Consider the following 19,341-nt stretch of genomic DNA (forward strand, 5'->3'; position numbering starts at 1 on the left):
ACCCGGGTAGCCCCTGAGGGGGACGCCGCGGCCGCGCGCAGCCACTAGGTTCGGGGCCATGCCGATTATCGCCACCCAGGGCCTGACGATGAGGTTCCCCCGGGTGACCGCCCTGGACGACCTGACGGTGGCCGTCGAGCCCGGCGTCGTCGGGCTGGTCGGCGCCAACGGCGCCGGCAAGTCCACGCTGATCAAGATCCTGCTCGGCCTGCAGCCCCCTTCCGCCGGCACCGCGACCGTGCTCGGCATGGACATCGCCCGCGAGGGCGTGCGGATCCGCGAGAGCGTCGGGTTCATGCCGGAGTACGAGTGCCTCCCGCCGGACGTGTCCGCGACGGAGTTCGTCGTGCACATGGCGCGGATGTGCGGGCTGCCGCCGACCGCCGCGCGCGAGCGCGCCGCCGACACCCTGCGCCACGTCGGGCTGTACGAGGAGCGCTACCGGCCCATCGGCGGCTACTCGACCGGCATGCGGCAGCGGGTGAAGCTGGCCCAGGCCCTCGTGCACGACCCGAAGCTGGTCTTCCTCGACGAGCCCACCAACGGCCTCGACCCGGCCGGGCGCGACGAGATGCTCGACCTGATCCGGCGCATCGGCGCCGAGTTCGGGATCAGCGTGCTGGTCACCTCGCACCTGCTCGGCGAGCTGGAACGCGTCTGCGACCACGTGGTCATCATCGACGGCGGGAAGCTGCTGCGCTCCCAGGCCGTCGAGGCGTACACCACCGAGAGCGGCGTGCTCACCGTCGAGGTGGACGAGGGCCGCGACACGCTCGGGCAGCACCTGTACGACCAGGGCGTGTCCGTGCACCCGGAGGGGCGGTTCCTGGTCGTCGACATCGCGGGGGAGGCGACCTACGACCTCGTCCGGGACGGCGTCGCCGAGCTCGGGCTGCGGCTGATCCGGATGGAGCAGCGCCGCCACCACATCGAGGAGGTCTTCCAGACCGCCCCACCCCAGACCGTTCCGCCGGGCGCCCCGGGTGTACCGCCGCCCGTCCCGCCGGGGGCTCCGCCCGTCCCGCCGGGGGGCCCGCCCGTCCCGATGCCGCCCGGCGCGCCGCAGGGAGGCCCGCGATGAGCACCAGCACCATCCACGACATCGGCTACCGCCACTACGAGGGCCGCCGCAGCGGCCGCGCGTACGTGCTGCGGTCGCTGTACGTGCACAACCTGCGCGCCGCGTTCGGCCTCGGCCGCCCCGCCCGCGCGAAGGTCATGCCGTTCCTGCTCGCCGCGATCATGCTGCTGCCCGCCGCCGGGTCCGTCGCGGTCGTCGCGGTCGCCAAGCGGCCCGAGGCGCTGATGCGCTACTCCTCGTACGCGGTCACCCTCCAGGTCATCATCGCGATCTTCCTGGCCACGCAGGCGCCGGTGCTGGCGTCCCGGGAGATCCGCTTCCACGTCGTGCCGCTGTACTTCTCCCGCCCGGTCGGCCACCTCGACTTCGTGCTGGCCAAGCTCGGCGCGCTCGCCACCGCGCTGTTCGCGCTGATGGCCGTGCCCGTCACCGTGCTGTACATCGGCGGCCTGGTGACCAAGGTGCCGGACTCCTGGCACCAGTTCCTGCACTACCTCGCGGGCCTCGCCGGCTGCGTGCTGTTCGCGCTGGTGCTCGCCGCGATCGGGACGGTCGTCGCCGCGTTCACCCCGCGGCGCGGCCTCGGCGTCGCCGCCGTCATCGCCGTCTACATGATCACCAGCACGTTCACGCTGATCATCCAGGGCATCGCCGAGCACACGACGAACTTCACGCTGGCCGGCTGGATCGGGCTCCTCGCCCCGTTCAACCTCGTCGACATCGTCCAGGTGCGGCTGCTCGGTCAGGCGAAGTCCGCGGTGGACGTCCCGTCCGGCACGCTCAGCGGCGTCGTCGCGCTCGCGCTGTGCGTGGTGATCGTCGTCGGCTCGGTCGCGGTCGTGTACCGCCGGTTCCGGAAGGCGGGACTCTCTTGAGCGAGATCAGGCTGGAGAAGGTCTCCCGCTGGTACGGCAACGTCGTCGCCGTCAACGGCGTCTCGATGACCATCGGCCCGGGCGTCACCGGGCTCCTCGGCCCGAACGGCGCCGGGAAGTCCACGCTCATCCACATGATGGGCGGGTTCCTCGCGCCCTCGTCCGGGACGATCACGCTGGACGGCGAGCCGATCTGGCAGAACCCCGGCATCTACCGGCGGCTCGGGCTCGTCCCCGAACGCGAGTCCGCCTACGACTTCCTCACCGGCGAGCAGTTCGTGCTGTCCATGGCGAAGCTGCACAAGCTGCCCGACCCGAAGGCCGCCGCGCGCCAGGCCATCGACCGCGTCGAGATGGGGTACGCGGCGAGCCGGACGATCGGCAACTACTCCAAGGGCATGAAGCAGCGGATCAAGATGGCGTCCGCGCTCGTGCACGACCCGCCCGTCCTGCTGCTGGACGAGCCGTTCAACGGCATGGACCCCCGCCAGCGCCTCCAGCTGATGGACCTGATCACCCGGATGGCGGACGAGGGCCGCACCATCCTGTTCTCCTCGCACATCCTGGAGGAGGTCGAGCGGCTCGCCGGGCACATCGAGGTGATCGTCGCGGGCCGGCACGCCGCGTCCGGCGACTTCCGCAAGATCCGCCGGCTGATGACCGACCGGCCGCACATCTTCCTCGTCCGCTCGTCCGACGACCGGGGCCTCGCCGCCGCCGTCATCGCCGACGGGTCGGCCCGCAGCGTCCAGCTCACCGACAAGGGGCTGCGCGTCGAGGCGGTCGACTTCCAGCGCTTCACCTGGCTGCTCCCGCAGGTGTCGCGGGACGCCGGCGTCCGGCTGTGGGAGGTCTCCCCGGCCGACGAGTCCCTCGAAAGCGTCTTCTCCTACCTGGTGGCCCGATGAACGCGACCATTGCGATGATCACCTTCCGGGCGATGCTCGGCCGGCGGCGCGCGCTGCTCCTGCTGGCCCTGCCGGCGCTGCTGATCCTGCTGGCGGTCGTGCTGCGCTGGACGGGCAACAACGACCTGGACGTCTCGGCGAACGTGCTGCAGAAGTTCGGGCTGGCGACCCTGCTGCCGCTGCTCGCGCTGATCGCCGGCACCGGCGTGATCGGCCCCGAGATCGACGACGGCCAGATCATGTACGTGCTGACCAAGCCGATCCCGCGGCAGGTGATCGTGCTGACGAAGCTGGCGGTCGCGATCGTGCTGGTCGCGGCGTTCTCGGTCGTCCCGACGCTGCTGGCCGGGCTGGTGCTGGCCGGGACGACCGCGCAGCTGGTGCCCGCCTTCACGGTCGGGGTGCTGGTCGGCGGCGTCGCCTACAGCGCGGTGTTCGTCGCGCTCGCGGTGCTGAGCCGCAACGCGGTCACGATCGGGCTGCTGTACGCGCTGGTCTGGGAGTCGCTGCTCGGCAGCTTCGCGCCGGGCGCGAAGTCGGCGTCGATCCAGCAGTGGGCGCTGTCGGTCACCGACGCCCTGACCCCGGCCTCGCCCGTCACGTCGTCGGTCGACCTCGGCGTGGCGATCCCGCTGCTCATCGCCGTCACGGTCGGCGCGACGCTGCTGGCGGCGTTCCGCCTGCGCTCGCTGACCATAGCCAGCGCCGAGTAGCGGGGCGCCCGGGCGGCGCGCGGAAAACCACGTGTGCTTCCGCGCGTCCGCCTGGTACAGCTTCGAGGCATGGAAGATCTCTTGACCGAGCGTCTCGTGCTGCACCCGTTCACCGTCGCCGAGGCGGAGCGGCTGGTGGCGGCCGGGGCGGCGCCGGAGGGCGGCTACCCCACGGCCATGGACGTGGCGGGCGCCCGCCGCTACCTGGAGGTGTGCGCCCGCGACGGTGATCCGCGGCCGTTCGGCGCGTTCGAGGTCCGGGTACGGGCCGACGGGCGGGCCATCGGCGGGGCGGGCTTCCACGGGGCACCGGACGACGAGGGCGCCGTCACGATCGGGTACGGGCTCATCGAGGCGGCGCGGGGACACGGGTACGCCGCCGAGACGCTCCGGGAGCTGCTCCGCTTCGCCCGTGCCGCCGGCGCCGCCCGGGTGAAGGGCGACACCGACCGCGGCAACGTCGCGTCCCAGCGCGTCATGGCCGCGGCGGGGATGCGGCTGGTCGCCGAGGACGACGAGCTGCGGTACTACGAGCTCGGGTGGCCTGAACCGGCCGTCACCGTGTTGTGATCACCGTTCGCTTCCGCGGACCGGGGGCTTCCGAAAAGATCGGGTTTCGGTTTTCCGCGGAGGCGACATGTACTCGTACACTCACGCGCCCGAGATCATCAAGCCGCCGCGCACCGCGGCGGGCCTGGCGATCGCCGGGCTGGCCGCGAACGCGGCATTGCTGCTGGTCATGGCCGGGGTCGGCCTCTGGACGCTGATGCTCCTGGACCCGGGCGGCCTCACGTCGCAGACCCGCGAGCTGCGCGACGGGCTGATGCTCGGAGCCCTCGCCCATATCGCGCTGACCCTGCTGACCGCGGTCGCGGTGATCGTCTGGCTCTGGCGGGCGCGCACCAACGCCGACGTCATCGACCTGCCGGACGGCTGGGGCCGGCCATGGGTGATCTTCGGCTGGATCGTGCCGATCCTCAACTTCCGGGTCCCGCGCGCCATCGTCGGGACCGTGTGGCGCACCAGCGCCCCGGGCACGTCGCTCGGGCTGGTCAACGCCTGGTGGGCGACCTGGGTCATCTACCTGATCGGCGCCCGGGTGGCGGACCTGGACCTCACCGGCACGAGCTCGCAGATCAAGGACCGGCTCGAGCTCTACCTGCCGGTCGCGGTGGACGGGGCCGCGGCCGCCGTCCTCGGCGCGCTGGTGGTGTGGCGCCTCACGCGGGCCCAGGAGGCCCAGGCCGTCCGGCTGGCGGCCGCCGCCGCTCAGCCGCCGGCGGCGCCGGGCCCGGCGGTGCAGGGTCCTGCCGTGCCGGATCCGGCCGTGTCAGATCCGGCCGTGTCGGATCCGCCTGTGTCAGATCCGGCGTAGGCGGACGCGCTGGACGGCGTGGTCGCGGTCCTTGTGCAGGACGAGGGTGGCGCGGGCGCGGGTCGGCAGGATGTTGGACACGAGGTTGATCTCGTTGACGTCCCGCCAGACCCGCTTGGCGAACGCGGCGGTCTCGTCCTCGTCCAGCTCGTGGGCGTACTTGTGGAAGTACGAGCGGGGATCGGTGAACGCGGTGCGGCGCAGCGCGAACAGCCGCTCGACGTACCACTGCATGATGTCCTCGACCCGGGCGTCCACGTAGATCGAGAAGTCGAAGAAGTCGGACACGCCGAGGGTGCCGGGCGGCGGCGCCTGCAGCACGTTGAGGCCCTCGACGATCAGGATGTCGGGCCGCCGGACGGTCTGCGTCGCGTCCGGGACGATGTCGTACTCCAGATGGGAGTAGACGGGGATCTCCGCCGACTCGGCGCCCGCCTTGATCGACGAGACGAACCGGACCAGCGCGCGCCGGTCGTAGGACTCGGGGAAACCCTTCCTTTCCATGATCCCGCGCTCGTTAAGGATCGCGTTCGGATACAGGAAACTGTCGGTCGTGACGAGCTCCACGCTCGGGTGCTCGGGCCAGCGGGCCAGCAGGGTGCGCAGCAGCCGCGACGTGGTGGACTTGCCGACCGCGACGCTGCCCGCGACGCCGATGATGAACGGGGTGGGGGCGACCTCGCCGCCGAGGAAACCGCTGACGGTGTCGCGCAGCCGCCCGTCGGACTGGAAGAACAGGTTCAGCAGCCGCGACAGCGGCAGGTAGACCTCCTCGACCTCGGTGATGTCGATCGGGTCCCGCAGGCCGCGCAGGGCGTCCAGCTCACCGGGGGTGAGGGGCAGCGGGGTGTTCTCGCGCATGGCCCGCCAGGCCTCGCGGGAGAGTTCCACGTAAGGGGTCGGCACGCTGTCCCATCCGCTCGTCATGGCCTGAACGGTAATCGTTCGTTCAGGCCGGTCTCCGGGTTTTCACCGGGCGTCCAACCTAGCGCCACCCCTCGGCGCCCCTGGCAGGTAGGTCCGGTGGGGCACACCGAATAGAGTTGCCGCCATGTGCGGAATCGTGGGGTACGTAGGCGGCCGGCCCGCTCTCGACGTCGTCGTCGACGGGCTGGCCAGGCTGGAGTACCGCGGCTACGACTCGGCCGGGGTGGCCGTGCTGGCCGACGGACGGCTGGCGACGGCGAAGCGGGCGGGCAAGCTGGTGAACCTGCGGGAGGCGCTCGCCGAGGAGCCGCCGCCCGCCGGGACGCTCGGCATGGGGCACACGCGGTGGGCGACGCACGGGCCGCCGAACGACCGCAACGCGCACCCGCACACCGACTGCACCGGCACCGTCGCGGTGATCCACAACGGGATCATCGAGAACTTCGCCGAGCTGCGCGCCGAGCTGGAGGACGGCGGGCACAAGCTGAAGTCCGACACCGACACCGAGGCCGTCGCGCACCTGCTGGAGAACGAGCTGGCCGCGGTGGACGGCAACGCCCAGGGCGGCCTCGCGGAGGCGATGCGCCGGGTGTGCCGCCGGCTGCAGGGCGCGTTCACGCTGGTCGCCGTGCACACCGGCGACGCCGACCTGGTCGTCGGGGCGCGCCGCAACTCCCCGCTGGTGGTCGGCGTCGGGCAGGGCGAGAACTTCCTCGCCAGCGACGTCGCGGCGTTCATCGAGCACACCCGGGACGCGATCGAGCTCGGCCAGGACCAGGTCGTGGAGCTGCGGTCGGGCGGGGTGACGGTCACCGACTTCGAAGGCCGGCCCGCCGACGTGAAGGAGTACCACGTCGACTGGGACGTGTCGGCCGCGGAGAAGGGCGGCTACGACTACTTCATGCTCAAGGAGATCGCCGAGCAGCCGCGCGCCGTCGCCGACACGCTGCTCGGCCGGATCGGCGCGGACGGGCGCCTGCACCTGGACGAGATGCGCATCTCGGACCGGGAGCTCCGCGAGGTCGACAAGATCATCATCGTGGCGTGCGGCACGTCGTACCACGCCGGGCTGATCGCCAAGTACGCGATCGAGCACTGGGCCGGGCTGCCCTGCGAGGTGGAGCTGGCCAGCGAGTTCCGCTACCGGGACTCGATCCTGTCGCCGACGACGCTGGTCATCGCGATCTCCCAGTCCGGCGAGACGATGGACGCGCTGATGGCGGTCCGGCACGCCCGCGAGCAGAAGGCCAAGCTGCTCGGCATCTGCAACGTCAACGGCTCGACGCTGCCGCGCGAGTGCGACGGCGTGCTCTACACGCACGCGGGGCCGGAGATCGCGGTCGCCTCGACCAAGGCGTTCCTGACCCAGCTCGTCGCGGTGTACCTGATCGCGCTCTACCTCGCGCAGGTGCGCGGCACCAAGTGGGGCGACGAGGTGTTCGCGATGGTGCAGCTGCTGGAGCGGATGCCGGAGAAGGTCGACAAGGTCCTGGAGACCATGGAGCCGGTCCGCGAGCTGGCCCGGTCCCTGGCGGACGAGCGGTGCGTGCTGTTCCTCGGCCGGCACGTCGGCTTCCCGGTGGCGCTCGAAGGCGCGCTGAAGCTCAAGGAGCTGGCGTACATGCACGCCGAGGGGTTCGCGGCGGGCGAGCTGAAGCACGGCCCGATCGCGCTGATCGAGCAGGGCCTGCCGGTCGTGGTGGTCGTCCCGCCGCGCGCCCGGGACGTCCTGCACGACAAGATCGTCTCCAACATCCAGGAGATCCGCGCCCGCGGTGCCCGCACCATCGTGATCGCGGAGGAGGGCGACGAGTCGGTGCAGCCGTACGCGGACACGCTGATCAGCGTCCCGGCCGTCCCGACGCTGCTGCAGCCGCTCGTGACGACCGTCCCGCTGCAGGTGTTCGCGTGCGAACTGGCCACCGCGAAGGGCCACGACGTCGACCAGCCGCGCAACCTCGCCAAGTCCGTCACGGTCGAGTAGCCGTCGCCAAAGGGCGGAGGAGGCGATCGCCTCCTCCGCCCTTTGCGTTCGCGCGCCCGGCGTTGGACGCGCGGAACGGTGCCATCCGGTTTTCTGAGAATCTCAGTAAATGCAAGTTTCAGTGCAAGTCGAAGGTTCCCCGCCGGACCGCGGCGACGAACCGACGCCATTCCCCGGCGGTGAAGTCCAGACACGTATCGTCGGCTCCACCGTCGCGTACGAAGACGATTCCGTCGTCGTGTCCGGCCACTTCGACGCAGGTGCCGTTCGCCCCGCACCGACTGCTCTTCCTCCAGCGCGGGCACGGCATGGCATGGAAACTCATCCTGGCTCCCGAATCGGGGACGCATTCTGTTCACGGCGACGCTGCCGATGCCAAGAACAAGGTAACAAGGTTCCATGGAAATGCCGATGATCAGCCGGCCGCCCGCGGTGCCGTTCCGCCGGCCGCCCGCCGGCCGCGGCCCCGGCGCAATGACGGCCCGCCCCGGCGGTCGCCGACGCGGGCCCTCGATCCTCCTGCCCGGGTCCCCCGGGTCAGCCGGCCAGGTCGTACCGGCCGGCCTTCGCGGCGGTGGTGAACGCCCGCCACTGCGCGGCGGAGAACGTCAGCACCGGACCCGCGTCGCCGTCGTAGGCGTCGCGGGCGGCGACCGCGCCGCCGCGGAGCGCGCCGACCTCGACGCAGGCGCCGTTGCCCGCGCAGCGCGAGCCCTTGCGCCAGCCGGTGGCCGCGGCCGCGATGGATTCGGTCGTCATTTCGAACGAGGACACGTGGTGGCCTTTCCTGGACTATGCACCGCGGTATGCGGTGTCAACGCCAGACGGCCCGCGCCCGCGCGATGAATTCGATGGACTCGGCGGTGCCGAGCGCGACCCGTGCCATTCCCTCGAACGCGAGCCGATACATGTGCGTGATCTTCTCGTCGATGAACTGGCTGACCGTGAGACTTTCCGTGTGAACCATGTCCGGAAAGACGACGTCGTGAACCGGGTCGAACTCCAGCAGCTGGAACGACGCCTCCATCAGAGGATGGGCGATGTCCAGCCGCAGCACGCGCAGAGTCACGTTCGGCAGTTCCGCGATCGCGCAGAGATGGTCGAGCTGCGCTCGCATGACCGCGGGATCGCCGACGAGGCGCTGCAGCACGGACTCGTCCAGCAGGACGGTGTATTCGACGGGTTCTGCTCTGTGCAGGATCCCCTGGCGGCGCGTCCGTACCTCGACCCTTCGGTCGATCTCCCGCGGCGGAACGGTGTCGAAAAGATGCAGCCCGGAGATCGTCGCCCGTGCGTACGCCTCGGTTTGCAGGAGGCCCGGAACGATGTAGGTCTCCCATTGCGTGATCTTGTTCGCTTCGTCTTCCAGTGCGATCAGTGCGGAGTAGCCGCCGGGCAGTTCCCGGTAACCCTCCCACCAGCCCTTCTCGGCCGCATCGTGTGCGAGGGCGATCAGCTCGGATCGGTGGGAATCGGCGATATCGTAAAGGTCGATGAGCGCGTGGATGTCGTCGATCTTCGCGCCGGTACGCGCGTTCTCCAGCCGGCTCACCTTGGCGGTCGACCAGGCCAGCCGCTCGGCGACATCGTCTCCGGTGAGTCCCTTCTGTTCCCTGAGCCGCCGGAGTTCGGCGGCGAGCCGGCGCTGCCGGACGGTGGGACCCCGGAACGGGCTCATGTCCCCGGACGCACCCCGAGACGCGACCACCGTTCCGACCCCCTTCACGTCCGGGGAGCGGCCCCGTCGCAGTGTGCCGCATCGGAGCCGCCCGGCGCTGCACGTTGGCTGATCATTTTACGGGTTTTTCCGCGGCCGCGCCGCACTGAGAGTTCCGCGAAATCACACGCTAACCCACCTTTCGTGCAGGGCACCATGAACCGGGCCGGGCGGAAGCGCCCATTGCGCGATTGCCGTGCGGCTCCGTCCGGTTACGGAAGGCCCGTGCGTGGCAGGCTAAGGCTTGTGATCGTCGGGACGGCGCGCTTGGGGAGCGGCGGATGAGGTACGCGCACGGGGTCGGCAAGGTGCGGGCGGCGGAGCGGGCGCTGATGGCGAGGCTGCCCGAGGGCGCGCTGATGCAGCGCGCCGCCGCCGGGCTGGCGTCCGTCTGCGCCCGCGTCCTGCCCGCCGTCTACGGGTCCCGCGTCGTCCTGCTGGTGGGCGGCGGCGACAACGGCGGCGACGCCCTGTACGCGGGCGCCCGGCTCGCGCGCCGCGGCGCGCGGGTGCACGTGGTCCAGGCCGGCTCCAAGATCCACGAGGGCGGATTCGCCGCGCTGCTCGCCGCGGGCGGGCGGCCGGCGGCCGGCGATCCGGCGGACGCGATCGCCGGCGCGGACCTCATCGTGGACGGGCTCACCGGCATCGGCGGCACCGGCGCCCTCCGCGAACCCCACGCCCGGCTCGCCGCGCTCGCGTCCGAGGCGCCCGGGCTCGTCATCGCCTGCGACGTCCCGAGCGGCGTCGACGCCGGCACCGGCGAGGTGGCGGGCGAGGCGGTCCACGCCGACGTCACCGTCACCTTCGGCACCCACAAGCCCGGCCTGCTCATCGACCCCGGCGCGTCGCACTGCGGCGTCGTCGAGCTGGTCGACATCGGGCTCGGCGACGACCTGCCCGACCCCGACGTGGTCGCCGCCCGCCCCGCCGACGTCCGGCCGCCCGAACCGGGCCCCGAGTCCGACAAGTACCGGCGCGGCGTCGTCGGCGTCCTCGCCGGCGGCGACGAGTACACCGGGGCCGCCGTCCTCAGCACCGGCGGCGCCGTCCACGGCGGCGCCGGAATGGTCCGCTTCGCGTCCGTCGCGCACCCCGTCGAGCTCGTCCGGCAGCACTGGCCCGAGGTCGTCACCACGGTGATCGAGCCCGGAACGCACGACGCGAAGGTCCTCGAACGCATCGGACGCGTGCAGGCCTGGGTCGCCGGGCCCGGGCTCGGCACCGGCGACGCCGCCGAGTCGCTGCTGGAGGCCGTGCTGTCCACCGACGTGCCCGTGCTGGTCGACGCCGACGGCCTCACCGTCCTCGCCCGCCGCCGCGACCTGCTGCTGCGCCCCGCGCCGACCGTCCTCACCCCGCACGCGGGCGAGCTTTCCCGGCTCATCGGCGCGCCGCGCGAGGACATCGAGGCGCGCCGCCTGGAGCACGTCCGCCGCGCCGCCGCCGAACTGTCCGCGACCGTGCTGCTCAAGGGCTCGACGACGCTGATCGCCGAGCAGGACCGTCCGGTCCGCGTGAACCCGACCGGCACCCCGCGGCTGGCCACCGCCGGCACCGGCGACGTCCTGTCCGGGCTGATCGGCGCCCTGCTCGCCGGGGGCCTGCCCGCGCTGGACGCGGCCGCCGCCGGCGCCTACCTGCACGGCCTCGCCGCCCGCCTGGCGTCCGCGCCCCACCCCGACGCCGCCGAGGCCCCGATCAGTGCCCAGGACGTCGTCGCCGCCCTTCCCGAGGCGTTCCGCAGCCTGCCCTGACCGGGCACCTGCGCCACGCACCGGGCCGGGGAGGGCAGACTTGCAGGCATGAGGGTTCCAGCGGAGGCGCGGGTCGATCTGGGGGCCATTGCGGGGAACGTCGGGCTGCTGCGCGAGCGTGCGGGCGGCGCCGAGGTGATGGCGATGGTGAAGGCGGAGGCGTACGGGCACGGCCTGGTGGAGGCGGGGCGCGCGGCGCTCGCCGGGGGCGCGACGTGGCTGGGCGTCGCGAAGCTGGCGGAGGCGCTGGCGCTGCGGGACGCGGGTGTGGACGTCCGGACGCTGGTGTGCCTGGGCGTGCCCGGCGAGCCGTACGAGCAGGCCGTGGCGCGCGACGTCGACCTGACCGTGGGCGCGTTGTGGCTGGTGGACGAGCTGGTCCAGGCGGCGGAACGGGCCGGCCGCCCCGCCCGGGTGCACCTGAAGGCCGACACGGGCATGACGCGGGGCGGGGCGCGCGGGCAGGACTGGCATGACCTGGTGGACGCCGCGCTGAAGGCGGAGGCGGCCGGGCACCTGCGGGTGGTCGGGGCGATGTCGCACTTCGCCTGCGCGGACGAGCCGGGCCATCCGTCCATCGGCACGCAGATCGGTGCCTTCACCGAGATGGTGGAGCACGCGGAGAAGGCGGGCGCACAGCTCGAAGTCCGGCATCTGGCGAACTCGGCGGCGGCGCTGACGCTGCCGGAGGCGCGCTTCGACCTCGTACGGCCGGGTATCGCGACGTACGGGCTGACGCCGGTGCCGTCCCTCGGTACCTTCGGACTGCGGCCCGCGATGACGCTGGTCGCCGACGCGGCGCTGGTCAAGCGGGTGCCGGCGGGCAGCGGCGTGTCCTACGGGCACACCTACTTCACGGCGCGGGAGACGAACCTGGCGGTGGTGCCCGCCGGATACGGGGACGGGATCCCGCGGCACGGGTCGAACGTGCTGGAGGTCCTCGCGGCCGGGCGCCGCCGGACGATCGCCGGGCGGGTCTGCATGGACCAGTTCGTCATCGACCTCGGGGACGACGAGCTGGCGCCGGGGGAGGAGATCGTGCTGTTCGGGCCGGGCGACCGGGGCGAGCCGACCGCGCAGGAATGGGCGGAGGCGCTCGGCACCATCTCGTATGAGATCGTCACCCGCATCGGGTCCCGGGTGCCGAGGGCGTACCGGGGGCGGCGGGGGGCGTGAGCATGGACGCGAGGAACAAGCGGCGGATCGGCGTGGCCGGGGTCGTCGCGGGCGTCGGCGCGGCGGGGGTGGGCGCGGCGGTCGGGCTGCGGCACCTGGCGGTGGGCCGGGTGCGGCTGCGTCCCGACCCGGACGCGGGCGAGCCGTTCGGCGAGCTGCGCGGCCGGGAGCTGACCGTCCGCGCGAGCGACGGCCTGGAGCTGCACGCCGAGGTGGACGGCCCGGACGACGCCGATCTCACCGTGGTGTTCTGCCACGGCTACTGCCTGAACCGCGACTCCTGGCACTACCAGCGCCGCGACCTGCGCGGACGGCTGCGGACGGTGTTCTGGGACCAGCGCAGCCACGGCCGGTCCGGGCGCAGCGACCCGGCGGACGCGACGATCGAGCAGACCGGCGAGGACCTGTACGCGGTGCTGGAGGCGACGGTCCCGCAGGGGCCGGTGATCCTCGTCGGGCACTCGATGGGCGGCATGTCGATCATGGCGCTGGCGGACGCGCACCCGGAGCTGTTCGGGCCGCGGGTGGTCGGCGTGGCGCTGGTGAACACCTCCTGCGGGGACCTCGCGGAGATGACGCTGGGGCTGCCGCTGCTGCTGGCGAAGGTCGTCCGGCCGCTGGCGCCGCGCACGCTGCGCGGCCTCGGCCGGCGCGCCGACCTGGTGGACCGGGCGCGCGGGCTGGGCGCCGACCTGGCGTTCGTCGTCACCCGGAAGATGGCGTTCGCCGACAAGCACGTCAGCCCGACGGTGGTGGACTTCCTGGAGCAGATGATCAGGGCGACGCCGATCGACGTGATCGCGGAGTTCTATCCGGCGCTGATGGTGCACGACAAGCTGGACGCGCTGGAGACGCTGGGCCGGGTGCCCGCGCTGGTGCTGGTGGGCGGGCAGGACCGGCTGACCCCGCCGGAGCACGGCCGCCGCATCGCGGCGGCGCTGCCGGACGCCGAACTGGTAGAGGTGGACGAGGCCGGGCACGTGCTGCCGCTGGAGTACCCGGGCGTGGTCACCGGGGGGCTGCGCCGGCTGGTGGAGCGCGTCCGTCCCGGCCGCGACGAGCACGAGGAGGAGCGCACGGCATGAGCGAAGCGAACCGGGCGGACGGCCGCCCGGCCGGAGCGCGCGCGAACGGCATGACCGTGACCGTCCCGACCGACCGGGACATGCGCGAGCTGGGGATCCGGCTGGCCGGCCTGCTGCGGGCCGGCGACCTGCTGGTGATGACGGGGCACCTCGGCGCGGGCAAGACGACGCTGACGCAGGGGATCGGCGAGGGGCTGAAGGTCCGCGGGCCGATCACGTCGCCGACGTTCGTCATCGCGCGGGTGCACCCGTCGCTGGCGGGCGGGCCGCCGCTGGTGCACGTGGACGCCTACCGGCTGGGCGGTTTCGCCGAGTTGGACGATCTCGATCTGGACGCCTCGGTGGCGGAATCGGTGACGATCGTGGAATGGGGAGAAGGGCTCGCGGAGGGCCTTGCCGACGACCGGCTGGAAGTGATCATTTCGCGCGGGGAGGGGCCCGGCGAGACGCGCGAAGTAAGGATCGAAGGGGTCGGTGATCGCTGGCGCGACCTGCCCGCCGACCTGCTCTGAGAAGGAACGGAGATCTTCTCCGATATTCGGTAAGTGCCGCCGGACTACTTTGCTGTGAGATGTCGTACTCTTTGCCGGAACGAACCTCACCTTCGCGACAAATCAGAGATTTCCTCACAGCAGGAGTGGGATCCGGTGAGTGGCAGCCATCGCAGTGGCGAGAACCGTACGGGGGACGGCGGATACGAGCCGTACCCGGGACAGGACGGCCGCAGTGCCTCGGGCACGGGCGGCCATCAGGCGGGCGCCGGGGGCCTCGACAGCGGCTCCGGCGGCTACCCGTCCGAGCTCGGCTCCGGCGCGTACTCCACGGGCGCCTACTCCACGGGCGGCTACCCGGCCGGGGGCTACCCGGCAGGCGAGTCCTCGACCGGCGGCTACCCGGTCCAGGGCGGCGGGCAACCCGCCGGTAGCGGCCGGTACTCGACGACCGGCGGCTACCCGGCGTCCGAGAGCGGCGCCTACCCCTCCGAGAGCGGCGGCCGGCCGCCGGAGACGGGACGGTACTCGACCAGCGGCGGCGCCTACTCGTCCGGAAGCGGCCGCTACCCCTCGGGCGGCTACCCGTCCGAGAGCGGGAGCTACCCGATCGGCGACTACCGGACGGGCGGCAGCTACGAGACCGGGTCCGGAAGCGGCAACTACCCGGCCGACAGCGGCGGCTACTCGCGGCGGGACCGCTACGAGGCGGACAGCGGCGACTACCGGACCGGTAGCGGCGACTACGACACCGAGATCGGCGGACGGCGCTCCGGCAGCGGCGGCTACGGCACAGGCAGCGGGGGCTATGCCTCCGGCAGTGGCGGCTACGCGTCGGGCAGCGGCGAATACGCATCGGGCGGCGGCGGCCACGCGTCCGGCAGCGGCGGCTACCGGACCGGCGGCAGCGGCGGCTACCGCTCGGGCAGCGGCAGCCACCGGGTCGCCCGCGAGCGCCGCGGCGGGCGGCGCGGCGCGATCCTGCTGGCCGCGGGCGGTGCCGTGGCGGCCTGCGCGCTCGCCGTCTTCGTCATCCTGAACGGCGTCGGCGGCGGCTCCGAGCACGAGACGGGCAAGGCCGTCGGCGGCGCCGCCGACAGCTCCCCGACCGCGAGCGGCGAGCGCACCGAGGTGCCCGACTCCTGCTCCGTCGTCGGCGGCGACCTGATCAACCGGCTCGCCCCCGGCGCCGAGCAGAACCCGGCCGACAACTACCAGAACAACGAGCAGCAGAACGGCTGCGTCTGGGGCGCCTACGCGGGCGACGACAAGCGCCAGCTCACCGTGGAGCTGCGCGCGATCGCCGGGACGTCCGGCCAGACCCCGACGGCCGTCGCGCAGAGCACGATCGCCTCCGAGCGCGGCGCCGACGAGTCCGGCAAGTCGCTGCTCGGCGGCCAGAAGCTCACCGAGAAGAGCGACCTCAAGGGCGTCGGCGACGAGGGCTACCTGGTCTACAGCGTCGACAAGGGGCAGGGCTCCGGCGAGGCGATCACCAACGTGCGGCTCGCGAACGTCCTGATCACGATCCACTACTCCGGTTCCGACAGCGGCGACCCGCTGTCGTCCAAGGACGCCGGGGACGGCGCCACCGAGGCGGCCAAGACCGTCCTGCAGGCGCTCGACAAGGCCTGAGCGGCCTCCGCCCGGGCCTGCGGACGGCGTCGTCCGAGATGGGGCCCTGTCCGGGTCCGAGTCTGGACTAGGCTTACAACCCGTGCTGGTCTTGGCTTTCGACACCGCGACCGCCGCGATCACGGTGGCGCTTCATGAGTGGACACCCGGCGAGGGCGCGCGGCGCCGTGGCGGCGCCGAGGCGGTCGACCGGCGCCGGCACACCGAGCTGCTCACCCCGGCGATCAAGTCCGTGCTGGCGGAGGCCGGTGCGGCGCCCGACACCCTGAGCGCGATCGCCGTCGGCGTCGGCCCCGGCCCCTACACGGGCCTGCGGGTCGGGCTGGTCACGGCGCGCGCCATGGGCGCGTCCCTGGGCGTCCCGGTGCACGGCGTCTGCACCCTCGACGCGATCGCCTGGGCGTCCGGACGCGACGAGCCCTTCGCCGTCGCCACGGACGCCCGCCGCAAGGAGGTGTACTGGGCGCGGTACGACTCGTCCCGCGCGCGCGCCACCGAGCCTGCGGTGGGCCCCGCGTCCGACGTTCTCGAAGGCGCGCCGGAGGGGCTGCCCGTCATCGGTGAGGGCGCCGCCCTGTACGCGGAGGTGCTCGGGGAGGGCGGCCACGAGCCGCTGCTGCCGACCGCGTCCGCGATCGCGGAGCTGGCCGTCGCGCGGCTCGCCGGCGAGAAGGGCCCCGACCTGCTCCCGCCCGAGCCGCTCTACCTGCGCAGGCCCGACGCGACGGAGCCCGGCCCGCGCAAGAAGGTGACACCGCGGTGAACGACATGGTGACCGGCGTCGTCCTGCGCGGGATGACCCCGGCCGACCTGCCCGCCGTCCACCTGCTGGAGCAGGTGATGTTCCCCGACGACGCGTGGAGCCCGCAGATGCTCGCCGAGGAGCTCGCGGGGCAGCCCGGCACCCGGCACTACGTCGTCGCCGAGGAGCCCGGCGGCGAGATCGTCGGCTACGCGGGCCTCGCCGCCGCCGGCGGGCAGGCCGACGTGCAGACGATCGGGGTCCGCGCCGACCGCCGCGGCGCCGGGATCGGCGCGGCGCTGCTCACCGCGCTGATCGACGAGGCGTCCCGCCGCAACGCCGAGGCGGTGTTCCTGGAGGTCCGCGCCGACAACCCGCCCGCCCGCCGGCTCTACGAGCGGTTCGGGTTCTTCGAGGTCGGCGTCCGCAAGCGCTACTACCAGCCCGCCGACGTGGACGCGGTCGTGATGTGCCGCCGCCTGGAGCGCCGCCCGGTGGGCTTCACCAGGGGGAACGAATGATCCGCGAAGAGCCGCTGGTCCTCGGCATCGAGACCTCGTGCGACGAGACCGGCGTCGGCATCGTCCGCGGCCACACGCTGCTGGCCGACGCGATCGCCTCCAGCGTCGAGCAGCACGCCCGCTTCGGCGGCGTGGTGCCCGAGGTCGCGTCCCGCGCCCACCTGGAGGCGATGGGCCCGACCGTCGAGCGGGCCCTCAACGAGGCGGGCGTGACGTTCAACGACATCGACGCGTTCGCCGTCACCGCCGGCCCGGGCCTGCCCGGCGCGCTCATGGTCGGCGTCGCCGCCGCCAAGGCGTACGCGCTGTCGCTCGGCAAGCCGCTGTACGGCGTCAACCACCTCGCCGCGCACGTCTGCGTCGACCAGCTGGAGCACGGCCCGCTGCCGAAGCCGTGCGTGGCGATGCTGGTGTCCGGCGGACACTCCTCGCTGCTGCTCGTGCCGGACGTGGCGGGCGACGTCCGCTCGCTCGGCAGCACCGTCGACGACGCGGCGGGCGAGGCGTTCGACAAGGTCGCGCGCGTCCTCGGCCTCGGCTTCCCGGGCGGCCCGGTGATCGACCGGATGGCGCGCGAGGGCGACCCCGCCGCGATCGCGTTCCCGCGCGGCAAGTACAAGGACGGCACCTACGACTTCTCGTTCTCCGGCCTGAAGACCGCCGTGGCCCGCTGGGTCGAGGCGAAGGAGCGCGCGGGGGAGGCCGTCCCGGTCCCGGACGTCGCCGCGTCCTTCCAGGAGGCCGTCGTGGACGTCCTCACCCAGAAGGCCCTCAAGGTCTGCAAGGACAACGGCGTCCACGACCTGCTGATCGGCGGCGGCGTCGCGGCGAACTCCCGGCTGCGCGCCCTGGCCGCCGAGCGCTGCGAGGCCGCCGGCGTCCGGCTGCGCGTCCCGCGCCCGAAGCTGTGCACCGACAACGGCGCGATGGTCGCCGCCCTCGGCTCCGAGCTCGTCGCCTCCGGCCTCGCCCCGTCCGACCTGGAACTCCCCGCCGACTCCAGCCTCCCGATCGAGACCGTCACGCTGCGCTGATGGCAGTGCCCTTGGCGGTCAGGCGCTAGGGCGCCTTCCCTTCGGCGGGCGCTGCGTGCGATCGCTGCATCGCTCCGGCTCGCCCAGGGCTCGCTGCGCGATCAAGTTCTCGCAAGCTCGAACTTGGCTTCGCTCGCGATCGCGACGCCCATGTGGGGTCGGCTAGCAGCGGCTGATCAGAGACTCCAGGTAGTCCTCGAAGAGGGGGACCTTTGCCTCGTCGAGGATGCGGCCGTCGTCCTCGGGGAGCAGGTCGAGCAGGCAGCGGACGTCCCAGTACGGGTCGTGCCCGTGGCCGCCGGAGACCTGGTCGAACGCGGCGAGGAAGCGGTCGGCGACGGGCACGCCGTAGCGCAGCGCGAGGCCGCGGCGCATGCGCGCGACGTCGACGGCGACCGGCCCGGACGAGGCGTCCGACCAGTCGACGACGCCGGTCAGCTTGCCGTAGGACCACAGCGTGTTGTCGGGGTGGTAGTCGCGGTGGACGAACCGGGCGGGCGCCTCGGGTGCGGGCCCGGCGGCGATCTCGAAGGCCCGCTCCCACAGCCGCGGGCGGAGCGCGTGCTTGGGCGGCAGCCGCAGGTCGAGCCGGTTGTAGGGGACGTACGGCGGCATCGTGGACGCGCCGTTCAGCGCGTGCACCGGCAGCAGCGCGGCGGCGAGCTGGATGAGGTACTCGGGCAGGTCGTCGGGGGACGGCCGGGGCGGGTGGCCGACCAGCCGGGTGATCAGCAGCGCCGGGACGTCGCAGTACGCGCCGGACGGGTCGGCGGCGACGAGTTCGGGGGTCGGGATCTCGCAGCCCGCGAGCAGCGCGAGCGCGGCGATCTCGCGCTCGGGGGAGAACTCGGTGTCGCCGTAGGAGCGGCGGCCGGGGCCCGCGTCCAGGCCGGTGTCGCGGCCGGTCCAGCGGCGCAGCACGAGCCGGTGCGCGCTGCCGGACGGCGTCTCGACGACGAGCGCGTGGTTGGCGTGCGCGGTGCCGCCGGGCAGCGGCCGGACCATCCGCACCTCGGCGCCCTTGCCGAGACAGCCCTCGACCCAGCGCAGGGTGGCGTGGCCGGGTGGGGCGCCGGTCGGCAGGCACGGAGCCGGTGTGGGAGTCACGAGATCCATGAAAACGGATTCTGAAGGGTATTGGGAGTGATTTTGCGAAGACGGAACGTAACAAAATGCACGTCATCGCGGGGTCTTGGTGGAGGCTCTCCGGTCATCGCACCGGTTACCGGGACAAACTCAATGGATCCCGTTGGGTATCCGAGGCCCTGGCCGCGGCGCGGGCGGCCGGCGGCCGGCGGGCGGCCGGCGGGCGGCCGGCGG

20 protein-coding genes are annotated in these 19,341 nt (G+C 72.9%); 15 read left to right on the plus strand and 5 right to left on the minus strand.

Features of this window, described 5'->3' with window-relative positions; translation table 11 throughout:
* Window positions 1–58: 58 nt before the first annotated feature.
* The 6 genes from J4709_RS51695 (at window position 59) to J4709_RS51720 (ending at window position 4,952) form a co-directional block, all read left to right on the plus strand.
* Window positions 59–1,081: an ABC transporter ATP-binding protein gene (locus J4709_RS51695; protein WP_208252886.1), complete on the plus strand. Its 1,023-nt coding sequence runs from the start codon at window positions 59–61 to the stop codon at window positions 1,079–1,081.
* On the plus strand, window positions 1,078–1,956 hold the full coding sequence (locus tag J4709_RS51700; RefSeq protein WP_208252887.1) for an ABC transporter permease: 879 nt from the start codon (window positions 1,078–1,080) through the stop codon (window positions 1,954–1,956). The genes J4709_RS51695 and J4709_RS51700 overlap by 4 nt, the downstream gene beginning before the upstream one ends.
* Complete coding sequence (locus tag J4709_RS51705) at window positions 1,953–2,864, plus strand: ABC transporter ATP-binding protein (RefSeq protein ID WP_208252888.1); 912 nt, start codon at window positions 1,953–1,955, stop codon at window positions 2,862–2,864. Before J4709_RS51700 ends, J4709_RS51705 begins: the two co-directional genes overlap by 4 nt.
* The gene (locus J4709_RS51710) at window positions 2,861–3,577 is read left to right on the plus strand and encodes an ABC transporter permease (protein ID WP_208252889.1); all 717 of its coding nucleotides are present in this window, start codon (window positions 2,861–2,863) and stop codon (window positions 3,575–3,577) included. Before J4709_RS51705 ends, J4709_RS51710 begins: the two co-directional genes overlap by 4 nt.
* 69 nt (window positions 3,578–3,646) lie before the next feature.
* A complete protein-coding gene (locus J4709_RS51715; protein ID WP_208252890.1) occupies window positions 3,647–4,147 on the plus strand; it encodes a GNAT family N-acetyltransferase in 501 nt (166 codons plus the stop codon).
* A 67-nt stretch (window positions 4,148–4,214) separates the two neighbouring features.
* Window positions 4,215–4,952, plus strand: coding sequence for a DUF4328 domain-containing protein (locus J4709_RS51720; RefSeq protein ID WP_208252891.1), 738 nt, complete (start codon window positions 4,215–4,217; stop codon window positions 4,950–4,952).
* On the opposite strand, the gene coaA is transcribed toward J4709_RS51720, so the two are convergent.
* Window positions 4,938–5,879: a type I pantothenate kinase gene (gene coaA, locus J4709_RS51725; RefSeq protein ID WP_208252892.1), complete on the minus strand. Its 942-nt coding sequence runs from the start codon at window positions 5,877–5,879 to the stop codon at window positions 4,938–4,940. The genes J4709_RS51720 and coaA overlap by 15 nt on opposite strands.
* A 124-nt stretch (window positions 5,880–6,003) precedes the next feature.
* On the opposite strand from coaA, the gene glmS reads away from it, so the two are divergent.
* Window positions 6,004–7,863: a glutamine--fructose-6-phosphate transaminase (isomerizing) gene (gene glmS / locus J4709_RS51730; protein WP_208252893.1), complete on the plus strand. Its 1,860-nt coding sequence runs from the start codon at window positions 6,004–6,006 to the stop codon at window positions 7,861–7,863.
* A gap of 118 nt (window positions 7,864–7,981) precedes the next feature.
* Here glmS and J4709_RS51735 read toward each other — a convergent pair whose 3' ends face one another.
* From J4709_RS51735 to J4709_RS51745, 3 genes are all read right to left on the minus strand, one after another.
* Window positions 7,982–8,188 carry a DUF397 domain-containing protein gene (locus J4709_RS51735; protein WP_208252894.1) on the minus strand — a complete coding sequence of 69 codons (207 nt, stop codon included), beginning with the start codon at window positions 8,186–8,188 and terminating at the stop codon, window positions 7,982–7,984.
* A gap of 212 nt (window positions 8,189–8,400) precedes the next feature.
* Complete coding sequence (locus J4709_RS51740; protein WP_173098602.1) at window positions 8,401–8,622, minus strand: DUF397 domain-containing protein; 222 nt, start codon at window positions 8,620–8,622, stop codon at window positions 8,401–8,403.
* A 55-nt stretch (window positions 8,623–8,677) separates the two neighbouring features.
* Window positions 8,678–9,541, minus strand: a complete 864-nt coding sequence (locus J4709_RS51745; RefSeq protein WP_208252895.1) for a helix-turn-helix domain-containing protein — start codon at window positions 9,539–9,541, stop codon at window positions 8,678–8,680.
* Window positions 9,542–9,861: 320 nt separating this feature from the next.
* Between J4709_RS51745 and J4709_RS51750 the strand changes: the two genes are divergently transcribed.
* The 8 genes from J4709_RS51750 to tsaD all read left to right on the plus strand — a co-directional run bounded on the left by J4709_RS51750 (window position 9,862) and on the right by tsaD (window position 18,021).
* Window positions 9,862–11,337, plus strand: coding sequence for an NAD(P)H-hydrate dehydratase (locus J4709_RS51750; RefSeq protein WP_208252896.1), 1,476 nt, complete (start codon window positions 9,862–9,864; stop codon window positions 11,335–11,337).
* A gap of 48 nt (window positions 11,338–11,385) precedes the next feature.
* A complete protein-coding gene (gene alr / locus J4709_RS51755) occupies window positions 11,386–12,513 on the plus strand; it encodes an alanine racemase (RefSeq protein ID WP_208252897.1) in 1,128 nt (375 codons plus the stop codon).
* A gap of 2 nt (window positions 12,514–12,515) precedes the next feature.
* Window positions 12,516–13,598 carry an alpha/beta fold hydrolase gene (locus tag J4709_RS51760; protein ID WP_208252898.1) on the plus strand — a complete coding sequence of 361 codons (1,083 nt, stop codon included), beginning with the start codon at window positions 12,516–12,518 and terminating at the stop codon, window positions 13,596–13,598.
* 50 nt (window positions 13,599–13,648) lie between these two features.
* Complete coding sequence (gene tsaE, locus J4709_RS51765) at window positions 13,649–14,110, plus strand: tRNA (adenosine(37)-N6)-threonylcarbamoyltransferase complex ATPase subunit type 1 TsaE (protein ID WP_208252905.1); 462 nt, start codon at window positions 13,649–13,651, stop codon at window positions 14,108–14,110.
* 135 nt (window positions 14,111–14,245) lie between these two features.
* Window positions 14,246–15,724, plus strand: coding sequence for a hypothetical protein (locus tag J4709_RS51770; protein WP_208252899.1), 1,479 nt, complete (start codon window positions 14,246–14,248; stop codon window positions 15,722–15,724).
* Window positions 15,725–15,806: 82 nt separating this feature from the next.
* Entirely contained in the window at window positions 15,807–16,487 is a 681-nt protein-coding gene (gene tsaB / locus J4709_RS51775; protein WP_208252900.1) for a tRNA (adenosine(37)-N6)-threonylcarbamoyltransferase complex dimerization subunit type 1 TsaB, read from the plus strand.
* 5 nt (window positions 16,488–16,492) lie between these two features.
* The gene (gene rimI / locus J4709_RS51780) at window positions 16,493–16,987 is read left to right on the plus strand and encodes a ribosomal protein S18-alanine N-acetyltransferase (RefSeq protein ID WP_208252906.1); all 495 of its coding nucleotides are present in this window, start codon (window positions 16,493–16,495) and stop codon (window positions 16,985–16,987) included.
* A complete protein-coding gene (gene tsaD / locus J4709_RS51785; protein WP_208252901.1) occupies window positions 16,984–18,021 on the plus strand; it encodes a tRNA (adenosine(37)-N6)-threonylcarbamoyltransferase complex transferase subunit TsaD in 1,038 nt (345 codons plus the stop codon). Before rimI ends, tsaD begins: the two co-directional genes overlap by 4 nt.
* Before the next feature lie 162 nt (window positions 18,022–18,183).
* Here the strand turns inward: tsaD and J4709_RS51790 are convergent, their stop codons facing one another.
* Complete coding sequence (locus J4709_RS51790; protein WP_208252902.1) at window positions 18,184–19,137, minus strand: phosphotransferase family protein; 954 nt, start codon at window positions 19,135–19,137, stop codon at window positions 18,184–18,186.
* Between the last annotated feature and the right edge of the window lie 204 nt (window positions 19,138–19,341).

The sequence above is a fragment of the Actinomadura violacea genome, assembly GCF_017573465.1.
In the GTDB taxonomy this organism is placed as follows: domain Bacteria; phylum Actinomycetota; class Actinomycetes; order Streptosporangiales; family Streptosporangiaceae; genus Spirillospora; species Spirillospora violacea.

Excerpts from the sequence above, each read along its gene's own strand:
- J4709_RS51740 (WP_173098602.1), bottom strand. The coding sequence starts at position 8,622 with ATGACGACCGAATCCATCGCGGCCGCGGCCACCGGCTGGCGCAAGGGC.
- J4709_RS51715 (WP_208252890.1), top strand. The coding sequence starts at position 3,647 with ATGGAAGATCTCTTGACCGAGCGTCTCGTGCTGCACCCGTTCACCGTC.
- J4709_RS51710 (WP_208252889.1), top strand. The coding sequence starts at position 2,861 with ATGAACGCGACCATTGCGATGATCACCTTCCGGGCGATGCTCGGCCGG.
- tsaE (WP_208252905.1), top strand. The coding sequence starts at position 13,649 with ATGACCGTGACCGTCCCGACCGACCGGGACATGCGCGAGCTGGGGATC.
- rimI (WP_208252906.1), top strand. The coding sequence starts at position 16,493 with ATGGTGACCGGCGTCGTCCTGCGCGGGATGACCCCGGCCGACCTGCCC.
- coaA (WP_208252892.1), bottom strand. The coding sequence starts at position 5,879 with ATGACGAGCGGATGGGACAGCGTGCCGACCCCTTACGTGGAACTCTCC.
- alr (WP_208252897.1), top strand. The coding sequence starts at position 11,386 with ATGAGGGTTCCAGCGGAGGCGCGGGTCGATCTGGGGGCCATTGCGGGG.
- J4709_RS51695 (WP_208252886.1), top strand. The coding sequence starts at position 59 with ATGCCGATTATCGCCACCCAGGGCCTGACGATGAGGTTCCCCCGGGTG.
- J4709_RS51750 (WP_208252896.1), top strand. The coding sequence starts at position 9,862 with ATGAGGTACGCGCACGGGGTCGGCAAGGTGCGGGCGGCGGAGCGGGCG.
- J4709_RS51735 (WP_208252894.1), bottom strand. The coding sequence starts at position 8,188 with ATGAGTTTCCATGCCATGCCGTGCCCGCGCTGGAGGAAGAGCAGTCGG.
- J4709_RS51745 (WP_208252895.1), bottom strand. The coding sequence starts at position 9,541 with ATGAGCCCGTTCCGGGGTCCCACCGTCCGGCAGCGCCGGCTCGCCGCC.
- J4709_RS51790 (WP_208252902.1), bottom strand. The coding sequence starts at position 19,137 with ATGGATCTCGTGACTCCCACACCGGCTCCGTGCCTGCCGACCGGCGCC.
- J4709_RS51700 (WP_208252887.1), top strand. The coding sequence starts at position 1,078 with ATGAGCACCAGCACCATCCACGACATCGGCTACCGCCACTACGAGGGC.
- glmS (WP_208252893.1), top strand. The coding sequence starts at position 6,004 with ATGTGCGGAATCGTGGGGTACGTAGGCGGCCGGCCCGCTCTCGACGTC.
- J4709_RS51720 (WP_208252891.1), top strand. The coding sequence starts at position 4,215 with ATGTACTCGTACACTCACGCGCCCGAGATCATCAAGCCGCCGCGCACC.
- J4709_RS51760 (WP_208252898.1), top strand. The coding sequence starts at position 12,516 with ATGGACGCGAGGAACAAGCGGCGGATCGGCGTGGCCGGGGTCGTCGCG.
- tsaD (WP_208252901.1), top strand. The coding sequence starts at position 16,984 with ATGATCCGCGAAGAGCCGCTGGTCCTCGGCATCGAGACCTCGTGCGAC.